We start from the raw sequence: 20,349 nt of genomic DNA on the forward strand, positions 1-20,349 counted from the left end.
GGTTATCCTCGCGCTCGGGTCGTCCAATTGACGTGCACCGACGATACCCCCATCCTCCGAGAGTTACGCATGTCGACGAGCCCCGCTGTCTCCATCATCATTCCTGTACACAACGACGAGACGTGGATCGCCGCAGCCCTCGAGAGTTGCATGAGGCAGTCGCTCTCCGACATCGAGGTGATCTGCGTCGACGACGCGTCGACCGACGGAACCCGGGCGATCATCGATACCTATCGAGCGCGGGACTCTCGCATCCGCCTGATCGAGCAGCCGACGAACGCCTCAGCCTTTCAGGCGCGACGAGTTGGTGTTGAGGAAGCTCTGGCGCCCTACGTGCTTTTTCTCGATGGCGATGACGAGCTGACGCGAAATGCGGCACAGGTGGTGCTCGAGCGAGCGCGGTCCGAGGGCGCTGATGTCGTCGGTTTCGGCGTCGACTTCGTCATGTCGAAGGGCGTGCGCAAACCGGCTTTCGAGAAGGAAGTGCAGCCGAAGCACGCTGAGCTGTCAGGCTCGGCGATCCTCCCGGGTATCTTCCCCCCAGGCAAATCCGCTCACGGACACGTGTGGGGCTACCTCTTTGCTAGAGAAATCCTGAGATCCGCGTACGCCGGACTTCCTCTGGACCTGCACCTCCCGCGAGCCAACGACCTGCCCATCGCATTCCTCGCGTTGGCCGGAGCAACCAAGTACGTGTCAACGCCCGAGCGGGCGTATCGCTACCACTTCCGGCGCGGCACCAGCGGCCAGCGGGTCACGAACACCGACGAGTTCGAGTTCTATCTCGGCGCCGTTCGTTCGATTGAACTCATCGAGCACAAGGTTCACGAAATCGTGCAGGGGTCGGACAATGCTGTCGAGGTCTTGGCGTGCTATGAATCGACGCGCCTCTCCGTCATCGGTACCGTTCTGCGGTACTGCCTCAATGCAGCTGACGAGGAGCTTCAAGGCGCTTGCTTCGCTATGGTACGCGCGCGGGTCAGCGACGTTGACCTGATCCGGGCCGCTGCAGGCTTCTGCCCGGACGCGCTGCGCTTGTTTGATCGCACCAGTCCGGGTCCTTCGAATCGAGCGGAGCCGGTTCGAAGCGTCCTCATCACCACGGCGGTGCTGGGCACCGGTGGTATCCAGGGGGTCATCGCATCGCAGGCTCGTCACTTGGTCGACGCCGGGATGAGGGTGACGATCGCGGTTCATCGACACGACGACTCTGTTTACGAGCTCCCCGACGGTGTCGAGGTAGTCCATCTACAGGCGACGACGGTGGCTGAACGTCTTCGCGCGTGGATTGAGATCTGCCGTGATTCAGAGGCTGATGTCATCCTCGACCACTACGTGCTCTACAACCAGGTATGGCCATTCTTCGCTCTCGCTGCTCAGACGCTCGGCATCCCCACTGTTGGGTTCCTTCAGAGCTTTGCGTTGCGCCCGGTCCGCGACGACAACGCAAACATGTCGTTCCTGGTAGAGAATCTGCCGCTCCTCGAGACGGTTGTGACTCTTTCTGCCGCCGATGTGGCGAACTGGAAGCTGCGTGGCCTGGAGCGGGTCGTCCATCTGCCTAATCCTCCGTCGCCCATGCTGCAGCAGATGCCGGCACGCACCGTGCCGAAAGCCCCGCCAGTCGGACCCGTGAAACTCATCTGGTGGGGTCGCCTCCAGCAGTCGACGAAACAAGCCCGGGATCTCATACCGATCACTGCCGCGCTGAGGTCCCGAGGGGTGGATGCCGAACTCACCGTCATCGGACCGGACAGCAATGACCTCACCGCGGCGCGGATGCTGGCTGACGCCGTTTCCCAGGGTGTCGCTGATCATGTCAAGATCGTTGGCGCTCTGCACGGACCAGCCCTGGTCGAGGCACTGTCCGATGCGGACATCTCGCTGTTCACCAGCGTGATCGAAGGGTCGCCACTCGCCCTTATCGAGGCACAGTTTCTCGGGCTTCCCGTTGCCATGTACGAGCTGCCCTGGCTGGCGAATCTGGATGGAAACAAAGGTGTGATCACTGTCAGCCAAGGCGACGTGCGCGGGCTGGCGCGAGAGATCGATCTGCTGGTCAATGATCCTGACCGATACGCCGCTGTCTCTCAGGCGTCGCTCGAGGCCGCTAGACGCGCCACTGACTTCGATTTCCCCGAGCTGTATGGGCAACTGCTGACGGGAACTCTTCCCGCGACCCGCTCGCCGGAGCCGACAGTTGCGCACGCGCGCCTCCTGCTTGAGTGGACGACCTTCTACACAGAACTCAACTCGCGGCAGCGCATGGCGCAGAGCGCTGAGGTCACCAATCTGCGTAAGCAGATCGTCGCGTTGCGGAAGGAAGGCGCGGATGTTCGCGCCAAATTCGTGGCGCAACGACAAGCGACGGCAGATCTGCGGCGCAAGCTGGCGGTCGCACCGAGCACGCCTCGGTTCGATCGACGCGCGAAGCGACTAGTAGCACGGATTGCCCGCAAGGCGCAGTCTGTATTGCGTACCCGAGATCACGCCAAAGACAGTGCTCACACGGGGTCTACTGCCGTACACGACATGGCCTTGAGTGTGCCCACCGTGGACGCAGCAGTAGAGGTCGCCGGTCGCGATTCCGTCGCTGTGCCCGGTGACCACGGTCACCGCACTGATGGTGCCGCGCTTCGGGACGGGGCCGAGGCGACTGGCAGGGGAGTGCTCTCCGCCGCCCAGCCGGATGTCTCGGTCGTGATTCCCGTCTACAACGCAGGACCCTGGCTTGCCCAGTGCCTTTCGAGTGTGCTCGCCCAGAGCGAAGTCGGGTTGGAAGTGATCTGCGTCAACGATGGTTCGACTGACGATTCACGGAGCATCCTGAGCCATATGGCGCACCAGGACTCGCGAGTTCGCATTATCGACCAGCCCAACAGTGGGCAGTCCGTCGGGCGAAATGCCGGCTTGAATGCGGCCAACGGCCGGTACGTGATTTTTCTCGACAGCGACGACTACTGGGCGCAGGACGCACTGTCGGTGCTCGTACAGCGCGCCGACGCCGACGAGTTGGATGTTCTGCTCCTGGAGGGTCACTCAGTTCTCGATGGCAACGTGAGCGACGAAGTGTGGAACCGCTACGGCAACTACTACCCGCGGCACCAGGAGTACCGCGAGACGCGGGCTGGTGTCGACATGATCGTCGACATGAGACGCGGACGCGATTACAAGGCGCACGTGGGCCTTTACCTGACCCGCACGAGTTACATCCGTGCCAGCGGTGCACGATTCATTCCGGGGATCGTCCATCAGGACAACCCGTACACATTCGCGCTCTTGTTGAACGCTGGCCGCGTTGCGCACGCCATGGTAGATCTCTATGCCCGGCGCTTGCGGCCCGGGTCCACCATCACGACGCTGAAGGCTCTGAATTCCGCCAAAGGCTACTACCTCAGCTACGTATCAATGCTTCGGGAAGTGTCCAGCCGTGACCTGTCGCCCGAAGTTGCGAGCGTCCTGAGCAATGTCGTCTACGACGTCTTCGTGAGCGCTCGTGGCCAGTTCGTTCAACTGCCCCCATCTATAGGTGCTGAGTTGAAGAGACTCGATCTCAGTCCTGAAGGGCAGGTGGCCTTTCGCCTGCTGGTTAGCACTCGCGAACCGGTGACCGCACAGGAGCCGATCCACCCTCCACGCGCCGAGAACCGCACGTTGACCGGCGACGCTGTCCAGGCCGCACGCTGATCCGTCCCAGGCGAGTTGCAACGTGACAACAGTGGAAATCCATGCAGCGTCGACTCTTGCGACTCGAATAGACGGAACCCATCGAGATTGGCCCCGGCCCGGGCTGGCGCACGACTAAGCTACGGCGAGCTCGAGGACTTCGATTCCCAGTCCCGGTGACTCCACGCGCCGCAGGCGGGGGACTTCTTCCAGCCAGTACTCGAGTATCTCGCTTTCGTCGCGCCGATCAACGTCGTCAGCCACAATGAGTGCACCCGGAGCGAGGCGGTCGACAAGTAGCGGCAACGCCGGGTACCTCGCGTGTGGCCCGGTGGTCCCCGGCGGACCGTCGACGAGAAGCACATCGATGGGTTCGGTGAGTTCAGCCGAGTCGAACGAGTACCAGGAGAACTCGCCTCGCGGCGTCTGGAGCGGCGAGAGAGGTGCGAGGCGCACGTCGACGAAGTCCGTCAAGCGATGGGCGGAGATGAGCGCACGTGTCTTCTGTGCGTATTCGGGCAAGTGTTCGAGCGCAATCAGTCGCCCGCGCCCCAGTTTCTTCAAGGCGTAGCCGATCCAAAGTGTGGACGTGCCACTGCCGCACTCGACGATGGTTTGGGCCCCGCTTGTTTCGATGAGATCGACGAGTGCGAGTAGCCCGGCCGGGCTCAATGCCCAACCGGCCACTGCGGGAAGCCTCGCCTTTGGCGAATATCTGCTCAGCAACTGGTCGAGAGCCTGAATGTCGGTGAGGAGCTCGCGGTGAAGGAAACGCAGGCGTCGATCCATGGTCTTCTCTAACGAGTGGATCGCCCGCGACTCTCCGATGAGCGCGTCCAAACTCGCTTGGAGGTGCATGTCGCGTTCTTCGCGGGCGCGATCCCCGTCAGCCTGCATCGACCTGAGCTCTTCGCGCGCAACGTCGCGCTCGGCTCGCATCTCGGCGAGCGCTCGGTGCGCAGCGTCGCGTTCGGCTCTCGCCATGACGAGTGCATGGCTGGCGTCGTCCCGTTTCGCGCGTGCGCTCTTCAACGCCCTGCGCGCTGCATCTCGCTCGGCACGTGCCTCGCGCAATCGAGCCTCCCATGGAAGCCGAGCGCGCCAAGATGCACGCGAGTGTCGCGATGCCGAGTCGCCCGTCGGTTGGTGACCGGTGTCCGGCTTTTCGGCGTCTCCTGCGTCGCTCATCGTGGCAAGGCTACACTCATGCGACGACCGAGGCTCGTGCGCTCGAAGAGGATGAAGGCGATTAGCTCCTTGCCTCGTCGACAGAACGCACTTTCGTCGACTGGATCCAGCGCTGGGTCGGTGACCGCCTCACCTTGACTGCGGGGAGACGAAGCCATGGTGCGGCATCGAGCACGGCCGAGCGAGTGGCGTCACAATCGGTGTCAGGCGTCAGCCATGGACGCGACCGGCCGACCCAGTCTGCAGTGATGGCGCGGCGGCTAAGCGGGGGGTTCGGGTCCCTGCAACGGTTGCGACGCGACGGCTCCGGTGCGTGCCGGCGGCGCAGCCAGCGCGCCGGGGCAGGGTCAGCGCGATCGGTCGAGCAATCGCCCCAAGCGGGTTCTGCGCGGCTTCGACTGCTTCACCGTGGGTTCCGGCTCGTCGAGGGAGCGAATCACACGCGCCGGGACTCCCCCCACCAGCGTGTTGGGCGGCACGTCGGAGACGACGACCGCCCCGGCCGCGACGACGGCGCCCGCGCCGATCGACACGCCGCCGACGACCGTGACCGCAGCCCCGATCCACGCACCGTCTCCGATCGTGATCGGATCGAATCGGCCAGTACCGGCGCGACGCGACGCCGGTCCGAGCTCGTGGGTGTCCGTGACCAGCCGGACGAACGGCCCGATGTTGACGCGGTTGCCGATCGAGGTATTGGGGCGGACATATGCGTCTCGATTGATGTACACGCCGATGCCGATGTCGATTGGTCCAAGGAATTCACCGCCACGGAGGATCTTCGTCCTCGCGCCGATGCGCACCAGCCCGTCGCCGATGAATCGGGCAGTCGGTGAGATCTCGCAGCCTTCGGCGATATCGGTCGTCACCGGAACATTATGCCTGCTGAGGAGCGACCTCGATCCGGAAAGCCCAGCGCTGCCACCGCTCGCCGGCAAGCTCGCGGAGGCGGGTCTCAATCGTCGCAGATGACGCCGAGCGGACCAACGAGTGGGAGACGACCGGCGTTTGGACCAGAGCGTTGTGGCGCTGACCCTCGCCGGGTCGCCCGGGCGCGGGGTGGAAGTGCTCGAGGCCGGCGCGCATCGGGGGGATGCGCGGGCTGATCCCAGCTCGACTGAAACCAACTCGGTGATCAACTCAGCGACGCAGGAGAGCGTGCCTCAGCCTGAGCGCCGCGGGGCGGAGCCACGGCGCGATGTCGAGCACGGTCCGGGCCGCCGGCGTCGCCTTCTGAACAACCCGCGAACTGAGCGACTGATCGACGCTCTCGGCGGCTCGGCGGGGCGACTTGTCGCGATCTCGCCGGCGCTCCGGCGGCTTTCGAGCCTTGGCGCTCTCTTCGGCAAAGAGGATCGTCAGATCGATGAGGCGCTTGGCGTCGTCGATCGTCGGCTCGGGGGAGTGACTCGCCGGGAGCGTGCCGGAGACCAACTGCTGATAGAGCGTCGCGAAATCGTGGGAGAGCTCTCGCTGGGCGGCCGAGACCGATGCCGCGGACAGCCTGCGGTACAACTGGGGATCGGCGGCGATCGCGGCGATCTCCGCGGCCAAGCCGGTGGCATCGCGCTGTGGAGCGGTGACGATTCCGTCATTACCTTCCGCGAGAGCCAGCCAAGGCATCTCGTACATCGCGACCGGCAGGCCGCGGGACTGTGCCTCCGGAATCGTGAGCGGGTATCCCTCGATGATGCTCGTGTTGAGGAAGATGTCGGATGAGTCGATCGCGGCCAGGAGATCCTCTCCGTAGAGCGGTCCCACCGCCTGCACGAGATCTCCGATCGCCAGCCTGTCCGCGAGCTCGTTCAACTGAGCTGCCGTCATCTCGTTCCAGTCCGGGCCGATGATGCGCAGCCGGAAGTCGACACCGAGTCGCCGCAGCTCCGCCGCCACCTGGACGAGCTCGGACACGCGCTTCGTGCGCTGCTCGAGCCGCCCCCACCACACCAGCTCGAGCGGCCGCCCGGTGGGCGCTTTCCGGGGAGCGGTGACCCGCGAGGCCTCCGCCAGCAGTGGAGAGGGCGGATTTGGCAGATAGGCCACCCGCGGCATCCCGCGCAGCTTCCAGAACGCCACGTCGGTCGGCGAGAGCACGATCAGCTGCGAGAGGGCGCCCATATTTCGGGTCTGGAAGGCGAGCCGTGTGATGCCGAGGAGGACGGACCGGCCGGCGAAGTTGTGCGCCCAGCCGATCGTCGCTGCGCCCTCCGCGCGCGCCGCGAGGGCGAATGCGGGCCACCGGTTCGCATAGAGCCAGTGGTGGTCGATCACAAGGTCGACACTGTGCTCGCGACACGCGTCAGCCCACTGCGCCAGCTGGTCCGCGAGGGACGTCGAGTCGTCGATCTGGACGAAGACGGCCCCTCGAGGGACGAGCGACTCGTCGCTCCCCGCCTCGCGCGCCGCGATCGTCACCCGGAACCCCGCGGCGAGCAGCAGGCGTGCCTGCGACAGCAGGACGCCGGTCACGCCGCCCCTCTGAAGGACGTTCGTGGTGAGCAGGATGCTGCGAGCAGGACGTTCACTCAGGTCGATCCGGCTCGTGTGCGCCGCGAGCTTCTCGAGCGCACCCGGCCGGAACTTCGCCGTCGCGTGCACGATCTCGCGCGCGGGGGCGCAGGTATACAGATGGGCGAAGGTCTCCGCGAGCAGGTCCTCACCGGTGTGCTCGGCGAGGTAGTACGTGGTGTAGGCGACGATAGACAGGCGGGCGGAGTCGTAGGTGGCGTGCACGAACGCCGGATCGGAGCTGCGGTTCGCGATCACCTGGACCGCGGGTGCGATCGTGTTGATCGAGTGGATCGCTCCCGCGTAGAACTTCGCCCACTCCAGGTCGTGGACCTTCTGCCCGCTGCCGCCACGACCGAAGTGGTATCGGTAGAGGCGCTCGGGCAGCGATTCGTAGCTCGTTGCCAGCGCCGTGGCGAGAAACGTGATGGGCAGATCATTGACCCGCGGGAGGACGAGGTCGTCGGGCATCAGCGCGTACGCGTCGACGAGCAGCTGCGTGCGGAAAAGGAACCGCCACAGCTGACCCTGCGCCGGCTCGTCGATCGGGAAGAGCCCGCGCAGGACGTCCGCACCCCGGAGCGAGCCGATGCGCGGCTGGAGCCGAAGTTCGAATCCGCCACCAGTGCTCCCGTCGCGGCCGACGACCTCGACGCCGAACTGGACGAGATCGGCGTTCGTGCTCTTCGCCTTCGAGAGTGCGACCTCCGCCGCGTTGTCGGCCAGCTCGTCGTCGCCGTCGAGGAAGAGCAGATATGCGCTTCGCGCCGCACGGATTCCCACCCCACGCGCCTGGTAGGCCGACATGTTCTGCTCCTGGCGGATGATGTGCACGCGCGGATCACGCTCGGCGTACTGCTGCACCACATCAGTGGTTCCGTCGGAGGATGCGTCGTCGACGACGATGACTTCGATCGCGGAAAGCGTCTGGCGAAGGCAGCTGTCGAGTGCTCCCGCGATCACGTCCTCGTCGTTGTAGACCGGGATGACGATCGATACGAGCGGGATGGTGTCCATGTGATCTCCGTCGTTGCGGGTAACTCGTGGGGGGCGCGGCAGTGCGACTGCGTCGCGCGCCGGGTCAGCTGCGCAGGAGTGCGTGCTTTACGCGGCGGGCAAGCGGACGCAGCCAGGGGGCGAGAGCCAGCACTCTGTGACCTGTCCCGGTCAGCTTGCCCTCCACCCGCTGACCGATCGAGCGAGAGGCTGAGGTGGCGCGCGCCCGCCCGTTAGCGGACGCCTTCGCTGCCTCGACGCTCTGCTCCGCATTCCGCTCGGCGTAGAAGACCAGCAGATCGAGCGAGACGCGGGCGTCTTCCAGCGTCGGCTCCGGTGAGTATTCGGCCGGGAGGGTGCCGGACACGAGCTGCTGGTAGAGCGCCGCGAAGTCGTAGGAGGTAGCGCGCTCCGCCGCCGCGATCGATGCGCGCGAGAGCGCGCTGTACCGGTCTGGATCGGCCGCGAGCGCAGCGACGGCGGCGGCGAGAGCGTTCGCGTCGCCCTGACGGACGGCGATGACGCCGGGGTTGTCCTGGACGGGGAGCAGCCAGGGCAAGTCGTACATGACCACGGGTAAACCGCGGGACTGCGCCTCGGGAATCGTGAGGAGGTACCCCTCGATGATGCTTGTGTTGATGAAGATGTCGGAGGAGTCGATTGCTTCGAGCAGGTCATCACCGTGGCGGGGGCCGATGACGTCGACGACATCGTCCAATCCGCGTCGCGTTACCAACGTCGACAGCTGGGCAGCACTCATGTCCGTCCAGTCCGGTCCGATGATCCGCAGCCGGAAGTCGACGCCGAGCCTCTTGAGCGACCGCGCGACCTCGACGAGGTGTGTCACTTTCTTGGTGTGCTCCTCGAGCCGGCCCCACCACACGACCTCGAGCCGACGCCCGACCGGCGCGGGTTTTGGCGCGACATCGCCCGCAGACCCGAGCAGCATCGGGGACGGCGGGTTCGGCAGAAAGGCGGTGCGGGGGATGCCGCGCAGCTTCCAGAATGCGACGTCCAGGGGCGAGAGCACGATGAGCTGTGCCAGTGCCGGCAAATTGTCGTGCAGCAGCGTGTGCAGATCGGTGCCGTTGTAGGTCGGGCGCCCCGCGAAGTTGTGGAGCCAGCCGATGGTGGCGGCCCCGGATGCCCGTGCTGCCAGGGCGTAGCCCGGCCAGTCGCGTGAGTACAGGACTCGGTGGTCGATCACGACGTCGACCTCGTGCTCCCGGCACACCTCGACCCAGCGGGCCAGGCGGTCCCGTCGGCTCGAGCCGGAGACCGCGACGAGCGTCGCCCCCTCGGGCACGAGCGACTCGTCGCTGCCGTGGAGGTGTGTCGCGATCGTGACGCCGTACCCCGCGTCGAGGAACACCTGCGCCTGCGTCCGCAGGACGTTGGACACACCCCCAGTGGTGAGGATGTTCGTCCTCAACAGCACGTTGCGCACGGGCTTCCGGCCCAGCTCGATGCTCGTCCCTAGGCGCGTTAGGGTCGGCAGCGTCTCGGGCGCGAACGTCGACGCGGCGGCGATGATGTCGATTTCATCGATACGCGCGCGCAGCGGTTTGATCTCCTGCATCTGGCGGGCCTCGGGTACGCGATGTACGCGCGCGAGTGCCCGGGCGACGCCCGACAGGCGAAGCGCCTCGTAGCCGTCCAGCAGCGGCTCCGGATTGGGACTGTGCCGTGCCCACTCCCGCACGATCGGCTGGATCGCCGTCACGGCATCGAGCGAACCCATGTCCTGCGACAGAGCGGCGCTCGAATGCGCGACTTCTGCCGAACCACGGCCGGACAGTCGCAGATGCGCGGACTCCCCCAGGGGCGCATACGTGCGCGCCGCCGCGCACGCGAGGAACACCTCGACCGCGTCGTCGGATGATCCGGCAGGCAGAGCCGTGTACACAGCGCGGAGCAGCTCTGTGCGGAAGAGGAATCCAGTGACGCGACCGTGCGAGCCGGCGTTGGCGGGAAACAGGCCTCGCACGATGTTCTCTTCATGCAGCACGGTGTTGCGGGCTTTCTGCATGCGCTCTGAGACGACGCCATCCTGCGCACCGGTCGCGTCAGCGAAGCCGACGATGTCCGCGTTTCCCTGGGTCGCCTTCTTGTGCGCGTCCTCGGCCGCACCGCTGATCAGCTCGTCGCCGGGCTCGAGGAACAGGACGTACGGCGCCGTGGCCGCCGACACACCCGTCCGTCGCAGCCCCGAGGCCGAGGAATCCTCGCTCCGTGCGATGCGAACGCGGGGATCCGCCGCCTTCCGCTCAGCGAGGGCAGGGTCCGCGGGCATGCTCCCAGCGACGCAGATGATCTCGACATCGTGCATCGACTGGTCGATGCACGACCGCAGCGTGGCTCCGATCCGCTGGTCGTCGTGAACGATCAGGACGATGAGGGAGACGAGGGGCGACGTGGACATCTGAATTCCGTGGAGGTAGGGCGGCTAGCTCGATGCCGCAGCGGCCCGGAAGACCGCCGTGTACTCGGCCGCGATCGCGTTGGGATCGCGAGCGTCGAGATCGGGTCGGCCTGTGGGGGGCTGATCTCTGAGCGCCTCGACCGCTGCTTCCAGCGTCACGGCCGTGAGGCGTCCGCTGTGGAGGCGCACCCAGTCGTGGCCAACTTCGTCGGCGAGCAGTCGTGTGCCAGGGGTGTCCTCGACCAGCACCGGGCGGTCGAGAGAGAGAGCGAGCATGATGATACCGAGGCTGTCGGAGGCGTCCGGCGCAGCCACGACGACGAGCTCGGCGAGCGAGACTTCCTCGACGCGTGCACTGTCGGAGAGGGGTTCGTCCCGGAGGGTGATGCGGTTCGGATAACGAGTCAGGGTGCGGTCGAAGGACGCGCGGAGGGCGTCCGGCAGCTGACCGACGATCCGGAGCGTACTGTCGCCGAGGTCGGCGTAGGCGAACACCTTGAGCGGTGCCTCGTAGACGGCCGGGACTGTGTGGGGGGAGACGAACAGGAGGCGCCCGGGCACCGCCTCCTTGCGCGGGTAGCCGAGGAAGCGATCTCGCAGATGGCTGTGCCCAATCACGATCGCGGCCCTCCCGGCGGGAGCGGGGATCGTAGGGCTGAGAGCGACGAACGATGTAGTCGCATCGTCGAGGATGGCCTCGGCCCGCGACGCCGCCCGTGCGACCACAGCGTCGTCATTGCTCACTGTCCGCACGAGCGCGATGCCGCGACGCTTCAGTGACTTCGAGAATTTCGTGGCGCGCCTCACCTGCTCCCCGTCCGGGGTGCCGCGCTCGCCGATCACGGCGCCGGGCGAAAGGACGTGGATCACGTCGACGCCCGCGGTCGGACGCGGACGGGCGCGGAACTCGTAGACGATGCCCGTCGGTCCCTTGCCTGCCGAGTTGTCGCCGATCAGCTGGTCCACGTATGCCACGCGGTGCGACGGTGGACGCGAGGCGACCACGACTCGCAGCGACGGGACTTCCGAGCCCTCCTGAGCGCCGTCGCCGGCGTTACCGCGCACGCCGGAAGACGAGGAGGAAGACGCCGAAGACACGCGCCAAGAATAGACTGGCGCGCGGTGAATGAGAAAATGACTCAGAACGTCTTTGCGCAGCTGAGCGGGCAGGACGACAATCTTGGAGACTCGGCACTCCGTGTCGCATACCTCGATGCGCTTCGCGGGCCCGGCCGGCATGTCCACGTATATCTGATGACCCCGACCACGGACTACACGGCCGGCTTCGCCAAGGCCCCGGATGTGACGTTCTACGAGCAGTGGACGCCGTGGATCCGCGCGCAGAACGAATCCACGCGACCCGTGCACGCGATCAACGCCGGAGAGATCAACCCCGGGGCCGGGGTGTTCCCCGGGCCCCGTCGCGCGGCGGAATGCGCGCGCGTCGTCGCCGCCGGCGGTGCCGTGGTTGTCGCCGGCATCGGTCTCCGCAACGTCGAGAGCGCGGATCACGTCACCTTCGACCCCGCGTTCCGCAACGCGTCGGTGGTGTCCTGGCGCGACCAGGGATCGCGCGACGCAGCCGGGTTCGGCGACTTCGCTCCTGATTGGGCGTACTCGGAGGGGCCGCCGACGTCGGCGTGGGCGGATGCGGGGGAGCGCTCGCTGCTCGCGGTGACGCTGCGATTCGACCGCCCGTGGCCGGGAGAGGAGTGGATCGCTGCGACGCGCGCGTTCGCGGCCAAGACCGCGACGCGCATCGTCACGGTCGCGCAGGTCGCGCGCGATGCGCCCCGCGCCGTGCATCTGGCTGAAGCCCTCGGCGGCGAGTACCTCTCCGCGCCGAGCATGCGGCACGACGACCTCGATGCCCATGTACGCAGCGTGTACAGCCGCTCGCTCGCGGTTGTCAGCGACCGTGCGCACGGCCTGATCATGGGGGCAACCGAGGGCGCGTATCCGATCGGCTCCGGCAGTGATCCGCAGAAGATATCCCGCCTGCTCGCAGCGGTGGGCCTGGGCGGGCTGATCGGCCGCTATGACGAGCTGCCGGAGTTCGCCGACCGCTTTGAGTCGCACCTGCCGAGTCTCGTACCGGCGATCGACGCCGCCCGTGCCGACGTCGCCGACCTGACCGCGCGCATCCGCGCCGCAATGGACGCGGTCGCCTGATCAGCACGATAACTCAGCTCGGACCCCGGGCAGGGCTGTCACAGCTCTCTCCCGGGCTCCGCTGGTGAGCCGAGGTATCATCGCATGAGCTGTGCGCGCGGGACAGTCCCACGGAGTACGTGGCGGTCAGAGAGGTAGCGAGTTCCTTGGTGGAAGCACACCTTCGCGCCCCTGCCGACGGCCTCTACGAAGTAGGCCGACGTCCGCCGTTCGGCGCGTATCTCCAGGAGACGTGGCGGCGCCGCAGCTTCGCGTTCACGCTGGCCGGATACCGGTTGATCGGTGGGCTGCTCCAGAACAGGCTCGGCATCCTCTGGATCGTGCTGAAGCCCGTGCTTACTGCCATCATCTATGGCACCATCTTCGGTTTCATCCTCTCCCACTCCGCGCGCCCCGCCGACTTCGTGCCCTACGTGCTGACGGGCGTCTTCGTCTTCGAGTTCTTCACCGGCTGCTTCTCCGGAGGGTCACGGTCCATCACCGGCAACGCCCGTCTCGTCCAGAGCCTGGGATTCCCGCGAATTCTGCTACCCGTCTCAGTCGTGATCGAGCAGGCGATGCGGATGGTGCCGACGACCGTGCTGCTCGGCATCCTGCTACTGGTCTTCGGTGTGCCGATCAGCTGGTCGTGGCTGCTGGTCATCCCGATTCTCGCGCTCATGGCGGTCTTCAACTTCGGTGTCGCGCTGATCGTCGCCCGCATGTCTGTCTGGACCCGCGACGTCCAGCAGTTCATCCCAACCATCAACCGCGTGCTGTTCTACGCGAGTAGCGTGTTCTTCCAGGTCGATCTCGTGTTCGCCGACAACCCGGTGCTGCTCACCATCGCACACAGCATCCCCACCTACGACTTCATCGCACTCGTGCGAGGCGTGATGCTCGTCGATCATCCGACGCCCATGCTCGCCGCCATCCTCGCGCCCGTGTGGGCCGTGCTGGCCCTCGTGGTCGGTGTCGTCTACTTCTGGAAAGCGGAGGCGAGGTATGGCCTCAGTGAGTGAGTCGGCACGGCCGATGATGGTCGTGGACGACGCGCACGTCACCTATCGTGTCTACGCGTCAGGCAAGCGGATGAGCGTTCGCGACACCATGCTCAGCATGCAGGCGCTGCGCGGCGGACGCGGCCTCAAGACCGTTCCCGCACTCAGGGGCGTCACGTTCGCGGCCTCTGAGGGCGAGACGATTGGGGTCATCGGCCACAACGGATCAGGCAAGTCGACGCTGTTCCGCGCGATGAGCGGACTGATCCCCACCTCGCAGGGGACGATCTGGGCCGCCGACCGCCCCGTGCTGCTCGGCGTCAACGCCGCGCTCGTTCCCGACCTGTCGGGGGAGAACAACATCAAGCTCGGCCTTCTGGCGATGGGCTTCACTCCCGAAGAGGCATCGGCGCATGTGGACGAGATCGCCGACTTCGCCGAGCTCAACGAGTTCATCCACCACCCCATGCGCACCTACTCGTCGGGTATGGGAGCGCGGCTGCGCTTCGCCATCGCTTCCGCCAAGGCCCACTCGATCCTGCTGATCGATGAGGCGTTGTCCGTGGGGGACCGGCGATTCAAGCTCAAGAGTGAAGAGCGCATCCGTGAGCTTCGCGACAGCGCCGGCCTTGTCATGATCGTGAGTCATTCGGCCAGTTCGCTCCGTGACACGTGCGAGCGGGTGCTCTGGATACACAAGGGCGAGCTGCGCGCCGACGGTCCGGCCAGAGACGTCATCAACGACTACGTCAAGTGGACCAAGCAGGGGACCAGCGCGGTCGGTGCGGCATCGACCGCGCTAACGGCACCGAAGGCGAACACGGCATCGGCGGCCCGGCGCATGCAGGCGAGGGTCGAATACCGTGCGGCGCAGGCCGCGGCTGCTGCACCGGCTCCGGCGATCGCCGCGCCGACGGCCTCGAGTACGCCCACGGGACCTGTCGCTCAGCCGACCGGACCTGTCACTCACCTGACAGGCCCCGACACCGTCCGACGGCGGCGGTTCTACCAGTCGGTGCGAGAGCGCAGCCGTCGCGAGATCACCGCAATCGCTGTCACGGGCGGCGCGATCCTCGTCGCCATCGGCGCGGGAGCGGCCCTCGCGCTGGTCGCGATTCTGCCCTAGCCAGCCCAGCCCAGCCAGCGGCTCACCGAGGGCGCAGCCACTTCTTCGCGCGATGCGCGAGCGGACGCAGGCCCGGCAGTCTCTGGAGAGTGGCCCGCCCGATCGGCGCGGCCGATTCCCACAGCCGAGCACTCACCGACGCGGGTCTCGCACGACCCCGCCCCCGCGACCGTTCGGCGAAGAAGACCATCAAGCCGAGCAGCTCTCGCGCATCAGCGAGCGTCGGCTCGGGGGAGAGGCCGGGGGGCAGAGTGCCAGTGACGACACCGCGGTACAGCTCCGCGAAGTCGAACGAACTCGTCCGCTCGGCCGCCTCCACAGAAGCTCGGGAGAGAGCGGTGTACCGCTCCGGATCGTAGAGCAGATCGGCGATCTGGCGGGCGAGGCCGCGCGCGTCGGCCTGCGGCACGGCCACGATTCCTTCATTGTGCTGCGCCAGGGTGAGCCACGGAAGCTCGTACATGAACACCGGCAGGCCGCGAGCCTGAGCCTCCGCGATCGTGAGCTGGAAACCCTCGATGATGCTCGTGGAGACGAAGGCGTCAGCGGCGTCGATGGCGTCGATCAGCCGTGCGCCGAGCAGAGGACCTACGGCGACGACGTGGTCGCCGACACGACGCCGGTGCGCCTCGCGGTTGAACTTCTTCGCGGTCATGTGGTCCCAGTCCGGACCGATGACCTTGAGGCGGAAGTCGACCGACAGCCTGCGGAGCTGAACCCCCACCTCGATGAGTTCGCGCACCTGCTTCGTGTGCTGGTCCAGGCGTCCCCACCACACCAGCTCGATGCGACCGGCGGGCGGCGTTCTGGCTACCGGATGCGACAGCGACTCCAGCAGCAGCGACGAGGGCGGATTCGGCACGTATACGGCGTGTGTCACGCCGCGAAGCTTGAAATACGCGACATCCAAAGGAGACAACACGACGAGTTCGGCGAGCGTATTGCTGCACCGTTCGATGAGCGAGAGCCGGTCGTTGCCGTCGTAGATCGGCCGCCCGACGAAATTGTGCACCCAGCCGATGGTCGAGGCACCCTCGGCGCGCGCCATGAGCGCGTACTCGGGCCAGTGCGGCGTGTAGAGAATCTGATGGTCGATCACCACGTCGACCTCGTGCGCGCGGCAGATCTCGGCCCACTCGTCGAGACGCTCGACCAGGTCGCGCCCGGCCAGCTCGACGAATGCCGCGCCCGCCGGGACGACGTCTCGGTCGCTCCCGCTCTTGCGGGCGACGATCGTCACACGGAAACCCGCGTCGAGCAGGTAGCGCGCTTGCGAGGCGAGGACGGCCGACACGCCTCCGGTGCGAAGCGTGGAGGTTGTCAGCAGGATGCTGCGGACCGGCCGGTCACCGATGCCGTGCCACGTGGCGTGGAACTTCAGCGTCTTCAAGGTGGCGGGGTAGAACCTCGCGGCCGCGATCACGATGTCGTGCGCCGGCGCCAGCGTGTGGAGATGTGCGAGTGCGGCGTCGAGCACCGCGCTGTCGCTCCGCTCTATCAACTGGAAGCACACATGTCCGATCATCGAAAGCCGGGCGGACGCGTACGTGTCGAGTAACAGCAGCCCGTCCGCGCCCGTGCCGGCGAGTTCGTGCACCGCAGGGCCGATGCTGTCGATCGATCGGATCGCAGACGCGTAGAACTCCGCTCGTTCCACGGTGTCGACGACGTGACCGCTGCCACCCCGCCCGAAGTGGTATCGGTACAGCTTGTCGTCGATCGAGACATACGTCGTCGCGAGAGCGGCGGTCAGAAACATCAGCGGGAGGTCGTTCACCCGGGCGAGCATGAGGTCGTCGGGCAGAAGCGCGTACGCGTCGCGCAGGAGGCGAGTGCGGAATAGGTATCGCCACAGCTGGCCCTGGGCGGCCTTGCCGATCGGGAAGAGCCCGCTCAGCACCGCCGTCCCGTCGAGGGAACGATGCGGGGGCTGCAGCCGGCTCTCGTACGCGCCGCCGGTGCGGCCATCTCGCTCCACGACGGTGACGCCGAAGCCGACAAGGTCGGCCCCGGATGCATCTGCCTTCGCGAGTGCCTTCTTCGCGGCGTCCGCCACCAGTTCGTCATCGCCGTCGAGGAAGAGCACGTAGGCGGCGCGGGCGGCCAGGATGCCGGTTCTCCGGGACTGGAATGCGGATCGATTGGTCTCCTGACGGATGAGACGAACGCGGGGGTCGCGGGCGGCGAGGCGCTCGATCACCGCGGCCGTGCCGTCAGTCGACGCATCATCGACGCAGATGATCTCGATGTCGTGGACAGTTTGACGGAGCGCGCTCTGAAGTGACGAAGCGATCGTCGCCTCGTCGTTGAAGACCGGCATGACGATCGAGAGAAGCGGTGCCGAACCCATCGCGCAATTCTATGGTGCGCAGTACGCCCGCCGATTGGGAGCAGTCCGCGGGCACGGATACCCTTACGCAATGAAGATCGCCATCGCCGGCACTGGCTATGTGGGCCTTTCGAACGCCGTCGTCCTCGCCCAGCACCACGAAGTGGTCGCCGTCGACATCGACCCCCACAAAGTCGAACTGCTCGAGAAGCGACGCTCGCCGATCATCGATCTCGACATCGAAGAGTACCTCGCCACGCGCGAGCTCAATCTGCGCGCGACACTCGATCATGCGGGCGCGTACCGGGATGCCGACTTCGTGGTCGTCGCCACACCGACGAACTATGACGAGGTGAACAACTTCTTCGACACCTCATCGGTCGAGGGGGTGATCGACGACGTTCTCGCAGTCAACCCCGGCGCCGTGATCGTCATCAAGTCCACTGTTCCGGTGGGCTTCACGGCGAGCATGGTCGCGCAGCATTCGGATGCAACCATCATCTTCTCGCCCGAGTTCCTGCGGGAGGGGCAGGCGCTCTATGACAACCTGCACCCATCGCGCATCGTCGTGGGTGACAGCGGGCCCGCGGGTCAGCGGTTCGCCGCGCTGCTGACCGAGGGCGCTCTCGACGACGACGTGCCGGTGCTGCTCACGGGATCGACCGAGGCCGAGGCGATCAAGCTCTTCGCCAACACCTACCTGGCCCTGCGCGTCGCCTACTTCAACGAACTCGACACTTACGCAGCCGTGCACGGCCTCAACTCGCGGCAGATCATCGAAGGCGTCGGACTCGACCCGCGCATCGGCACGCACTACAACAACCCGTCGTTCGGCTACGGCGGGTACTGCCTGCCGAAGGACACGAAGCAGCTGCTCGCGAACTACTCCGAGGTGCCGCAGAATCTCATCGCCGCGATCGTCGACGCCAACAGCACCCGCAAGGACTTCGTGGCTGCCGACATCCTCGCGCGGGGGCCAGAGACGGTCGGGGTCTATCGGCTGGTCATGAAGTCGGGCTCCGACAACTTCCGGGAGTCGTCGATCCAGGGGATCATGAAGCGCATCAAGGCGAAGGGCGTGAACGTCATCGTCTATGAGCCCTTCCTCGAAGACTCCGACTTCTATCACTCCGAGGTCGTGCGCGATCTCGACGACTTCAAGGCCCGCGCTGACGTCATCATCGCCAATCGGTCGACCGATCTGCTCTCGGACGTGTCCCACAAGATCTACACGCGCGACCTCTACGGTCGCGACTGAGCTGTGCGACGCTCCGAGGGCCGAGAACGGCTTCGTAGTAGCCTGGAAGACAACCCCCGGCCACTCCGAGTGCAGTTCGGGGCACATGTATGCAGGCGACGGAGCGGGTGCTGTGACTAGGCCGAGCGAACGGGCGAGCGAGTCCAGACGGCGCTCCCCGTCCCCGGCTGTCGGCGTCGAAGAGCCCGACTCCGGCTCATCGGCCGACATCGCCCGCTCCGAAGCGGCGCCGCCCGCGCTGAACGCCGCCGAGGCCGTGAAGCGCCGCGAGCCGCCGTGGGTTCGCCGCTACGCGAGCCGACTGTTCTACTCCGACGCAGCGGTCGTCGCCGGCACGCTGCTGTCCTACGCGCTGATCGCGCTGAACCAGCTCACCCAGCCCGTGTCGTGGCCGGACGGCCCGAGCATCCCCTACTGGGTGCTGCTGACCCTCCTGGGCGTCTTGTGGCTGCTCGCGCTGGATGCATTGGACACCCGGGATCGTCACATGGTCGGGCACGGCATCACCGAGTACCGACGGATCGTGAACGCGACGCTGGTGGTGTTCGCCGTCGTCGTCGCAGTGGCGTTCTTCGTGCGGATCGACATCGCCCGGTCGGTGTTCATCGTGGCGCTGCCGATCGGATTGGTCGCTCTGCTTCTGTCGCGATGGTTGTGGCGTCAGTGGCTGCGGCGGCGACAGCGTCGCGGAAGCTACGTCTACCGAGCGATCATCGTGGGCGAGCGCTCCAAGGTTGCCCACATCGCTCAGCAGATCCGGCGCGCGCCGGACTCCGGCTACGTCATCGTGGGCGCGCTCACCAACGGTGGCGATGAGGCCGTCGCCGGCATCCCGATTCTCGGCGACTTCGCGGCGGCGGGCGATGCGGTCGACCGAGTGGGTGCAGACACTCTCATCGTCGCCGAATCCGATCAGCTCGATCCGGTGACGATGCGTCGCCTCGGCTGGGAGATGGCCGACCGGGACGTGAACTGGGTGGTGGCCCCGGCACTCACCGACGTGGCCGGTCCGCGCATCCACGCCCGTCCGGTGGCCGGCCTCCCGCTCGTCCATGTGGACTTCCCGACCCTCGAGGGGTACAAGCGCTTCGCGAAGCGTGCCTTCGACATCATCGGCTCGTCGCTGTTGATCCTCTTCTTCTCCCCGGTCATGGTCGTCACGGCGATCGCCATCCGCATCGACGGCCCTGGGCCGATCATCTACCGTCAGCAGCGGATCGGTCGTGGCGGGCGGGAGTTCGGGATGGTGAAGTTCCGTTCCATGGTGGCGGACGCCGACGATCAGCTCGCGAGCCTTCTCGATGTGCAGGGCACTACCGACGAGCCGCTCTTCAAAGTCACCGACGACCCGCGCATCACCCGGGTGGGACGCGTGCTGCGCAAGCACTCGATCGACGAGCTGCCGCAGCTCTTCAACGTCTTCGTCGGCCAGATGAGCCTCGTCGGCCCGCGCCCTCAGCGCGCTGCAGAAGTCGCGCTCTACGACGACGACGCCCATCGGCGCATGCTCGTGAAGCCGGGAATGAGCGGCCTCTGGCAGGTCAGCGGAAGGTCCAGGCTCACCTGGGAGGACGCCCTGCGGCTGGACCTCTACTACGTGGAGAACTGGTCGTTCACGCAGGACATCCAGATCCTCTTCCGGACGATCGGAGCCGTGGTCGCGCCCGGCGAGTCGGCGCACTGAGTGTGCCTCTCGGGATGATC

12 protein-coding genes are annotated in these 20,349 nt (G+C 66.3%); 6 read left to right on the forward strand and 6 right to left on the reverse strand.

What is annotated here, in order from left to right:
• Positions 1–69 precede the first annotated feature (69 nt).
• Positions 70–3,687: a glycosyltransferase gene (locus MK786_RS13290; RefSeq protein ID WP_241112730.1), complete on the forward strand. Its 3,618-nt coding sequence runs from the start codon at positions 70–72 to the stop codon at positions 3,685–3,687.
• Positions 3,688–3,801: 114 nt separating this feature from the next.
• Here the strand turns inward: MK786_RS13290 and MK786_RS13295 are convergent, their stop codons facing one another.
• The 5 genes from MK786_RS13295 to MK786_RS13315 all read right to left on the reverse strand — a co-directional run bounded on the left by MK786_RS13295 (position 3,802) and on the right by MK786_RS13315 (position 11,755).
• Positions 3,802–4,854: a class I SAM-dependent methyltransferase gene (locus MK786_RS13295; protein WP_241112731.1), complete on the reverse strand. Its 1,053-nt coding sequence runs from the start codon at positions 4,852–4,854 to the stop codon at positions 3,802–3,804.
• Positions 4,855–5,201: 347 nt separating this feature from the next.
• Positions 5,202–5,723 carry a hypothetical protein gene (locus tag MK786_RS13300; RefSeq protein ID WP_241112732.1) on the reverse strand — a complete coding sequence of 174 codons (522 nt, stop codon included), beginning with the start codon at positions 5,721–5,723 and terminating at the stop codon, positions 5,202–5,204.
• A gap of 271 nt (positions 5,724–5,994) precedes the next feature.
• Complete coding sequence (locus tag MK786_RS13305) at positions 5,995–8,379, reverse strand: glycosyltransferase (protein WP_241112733.1); 2,385 nt, start codon at positions 8,377–8,379, stop codon at positions 5,995–5,997.
• A gap of 64 nt (positions 8,380–8,443) precedes the next feature.
• Positions 8,444–10,780, reverse strand: coding sequence for a glycosyltransferase (locus MK786_RS13310; RefSeq protein WP_241112734.1), 2,337 nt, complete (start codon positions 10,778–10,780; stop codon positions 8,444–8,446).
• A 24-nt stretch (positions 10,781–10,804) separates the two neighbouring features.
• Positions 10,805–11,755, reverse strand: coding sequence for a hypothetical protein (locus tag MK786_RS13315; RefSeq protein WP_241112735.1), 951 nt, complete (start codon positions 11,753–11,755; stop codon positions 10,805–10,807).
• A 279-nt stretch (positions 11,756–12,034) separates the two neighbouring features.
• Here MK786_RS13315 and MK786_RS13320 point away from each other — a divergent pair, with 279 nt between their 5' ends.
• From MK786_RS13320 to MK786_RS13330, 3 genes are all read left to right on the forward strand, one after another.
• Positions 12,035–12,952 (forward strand): hypothetical protein, encoded by a 918-nt coding sequence (locus MK786_RS13320; protein ID WP_241112736.1) that lies wholly within the window; start codon positions 12,035–12,037, stop codon positions 12,950–12,952.
• A 149-nt stretch (positions 12,953–13,101) separates the two neighbouring features.
• Positions 13,102–13,953, forward strand: coding sequence for an ABC transporter permease (locus tag MK786_RS13325; RefSeq protein ID WP_241112737.1), 852 nt, complete (start codon positions 13,102–13,104; stop codon positions 13,951–13,953).
• Positions 13,946–15,058, forward strand: coding sequence for an ABC transporter ATP-binding protein (locus tag MK786_RS13330; protein ID WP_241112738.1), 1,113 nt, complete (start codon positions 13,946–13,948; stop codon positions 15,056–15,058). The genes MK786_RS13325 and MK786_RS13330 overlap by 8 nt, the downstream gene beginning before the upstream one ends.
• Before the next feature lie 22 nt (positions 15,059–15,080).
• On the opposite strand, the gene MK786_RS13335 is transcribed toward MK786_RS13330, so the two are convergent.
• Positions 15,081–17,408, reverse strand: coding sequence for a glycosyltransferase (locus tag MK786_RS13335; protein ID WP_241112739.1), 2,328 nt, complete (start codon positions 17,406–17,408; stop codon positions 15,081–15,083).
• A gap of 70 nt (positions 17,409–17,478) precedes the next feature.
• Here MK786_RS13335 and MK786_RS13340 point away from each other — a divergent pair, with 70 nt between their 5' ends.
• Together MK786_RS13340 and MK786_RS13345 are read left to right on the forward strand one after the other, a co-directional pair.
• Positions 17,479–18,645 (forward strand): nucleotide sugar dehydrogenase, encoded by a 1,167-nt coding sequence (locus MK786_RS13340; RefSeq protein ID WP_241112740.1) that lies wholly within the window; start codon positions 17,479–17,481, stop codon positions 18,643–18,645.
• Between the two features lie 112 nt (positions 18,646–18,757).
• A complete protein-coding gene (locus MK786_RS13345; RefSeq protein ID WP_241112741.1) occupies positions 18,758–20,329 on the forward strand; it encodes a sugar transferase in 1,572 nt (523 codons plus the stop codon).
• The last annotated feature ends 20 nt before the right edge of the window (positions 20,330–20,349 follow it).

The organism is Microbacterium sp. CFH 31415, assembly GCF_022538185.1.
Taxonomy (GTDB): Bacteria; Actinomycetota; Actinomycetes; order Actinomycetales; family Microbacteriaceae; genus Microbacterium.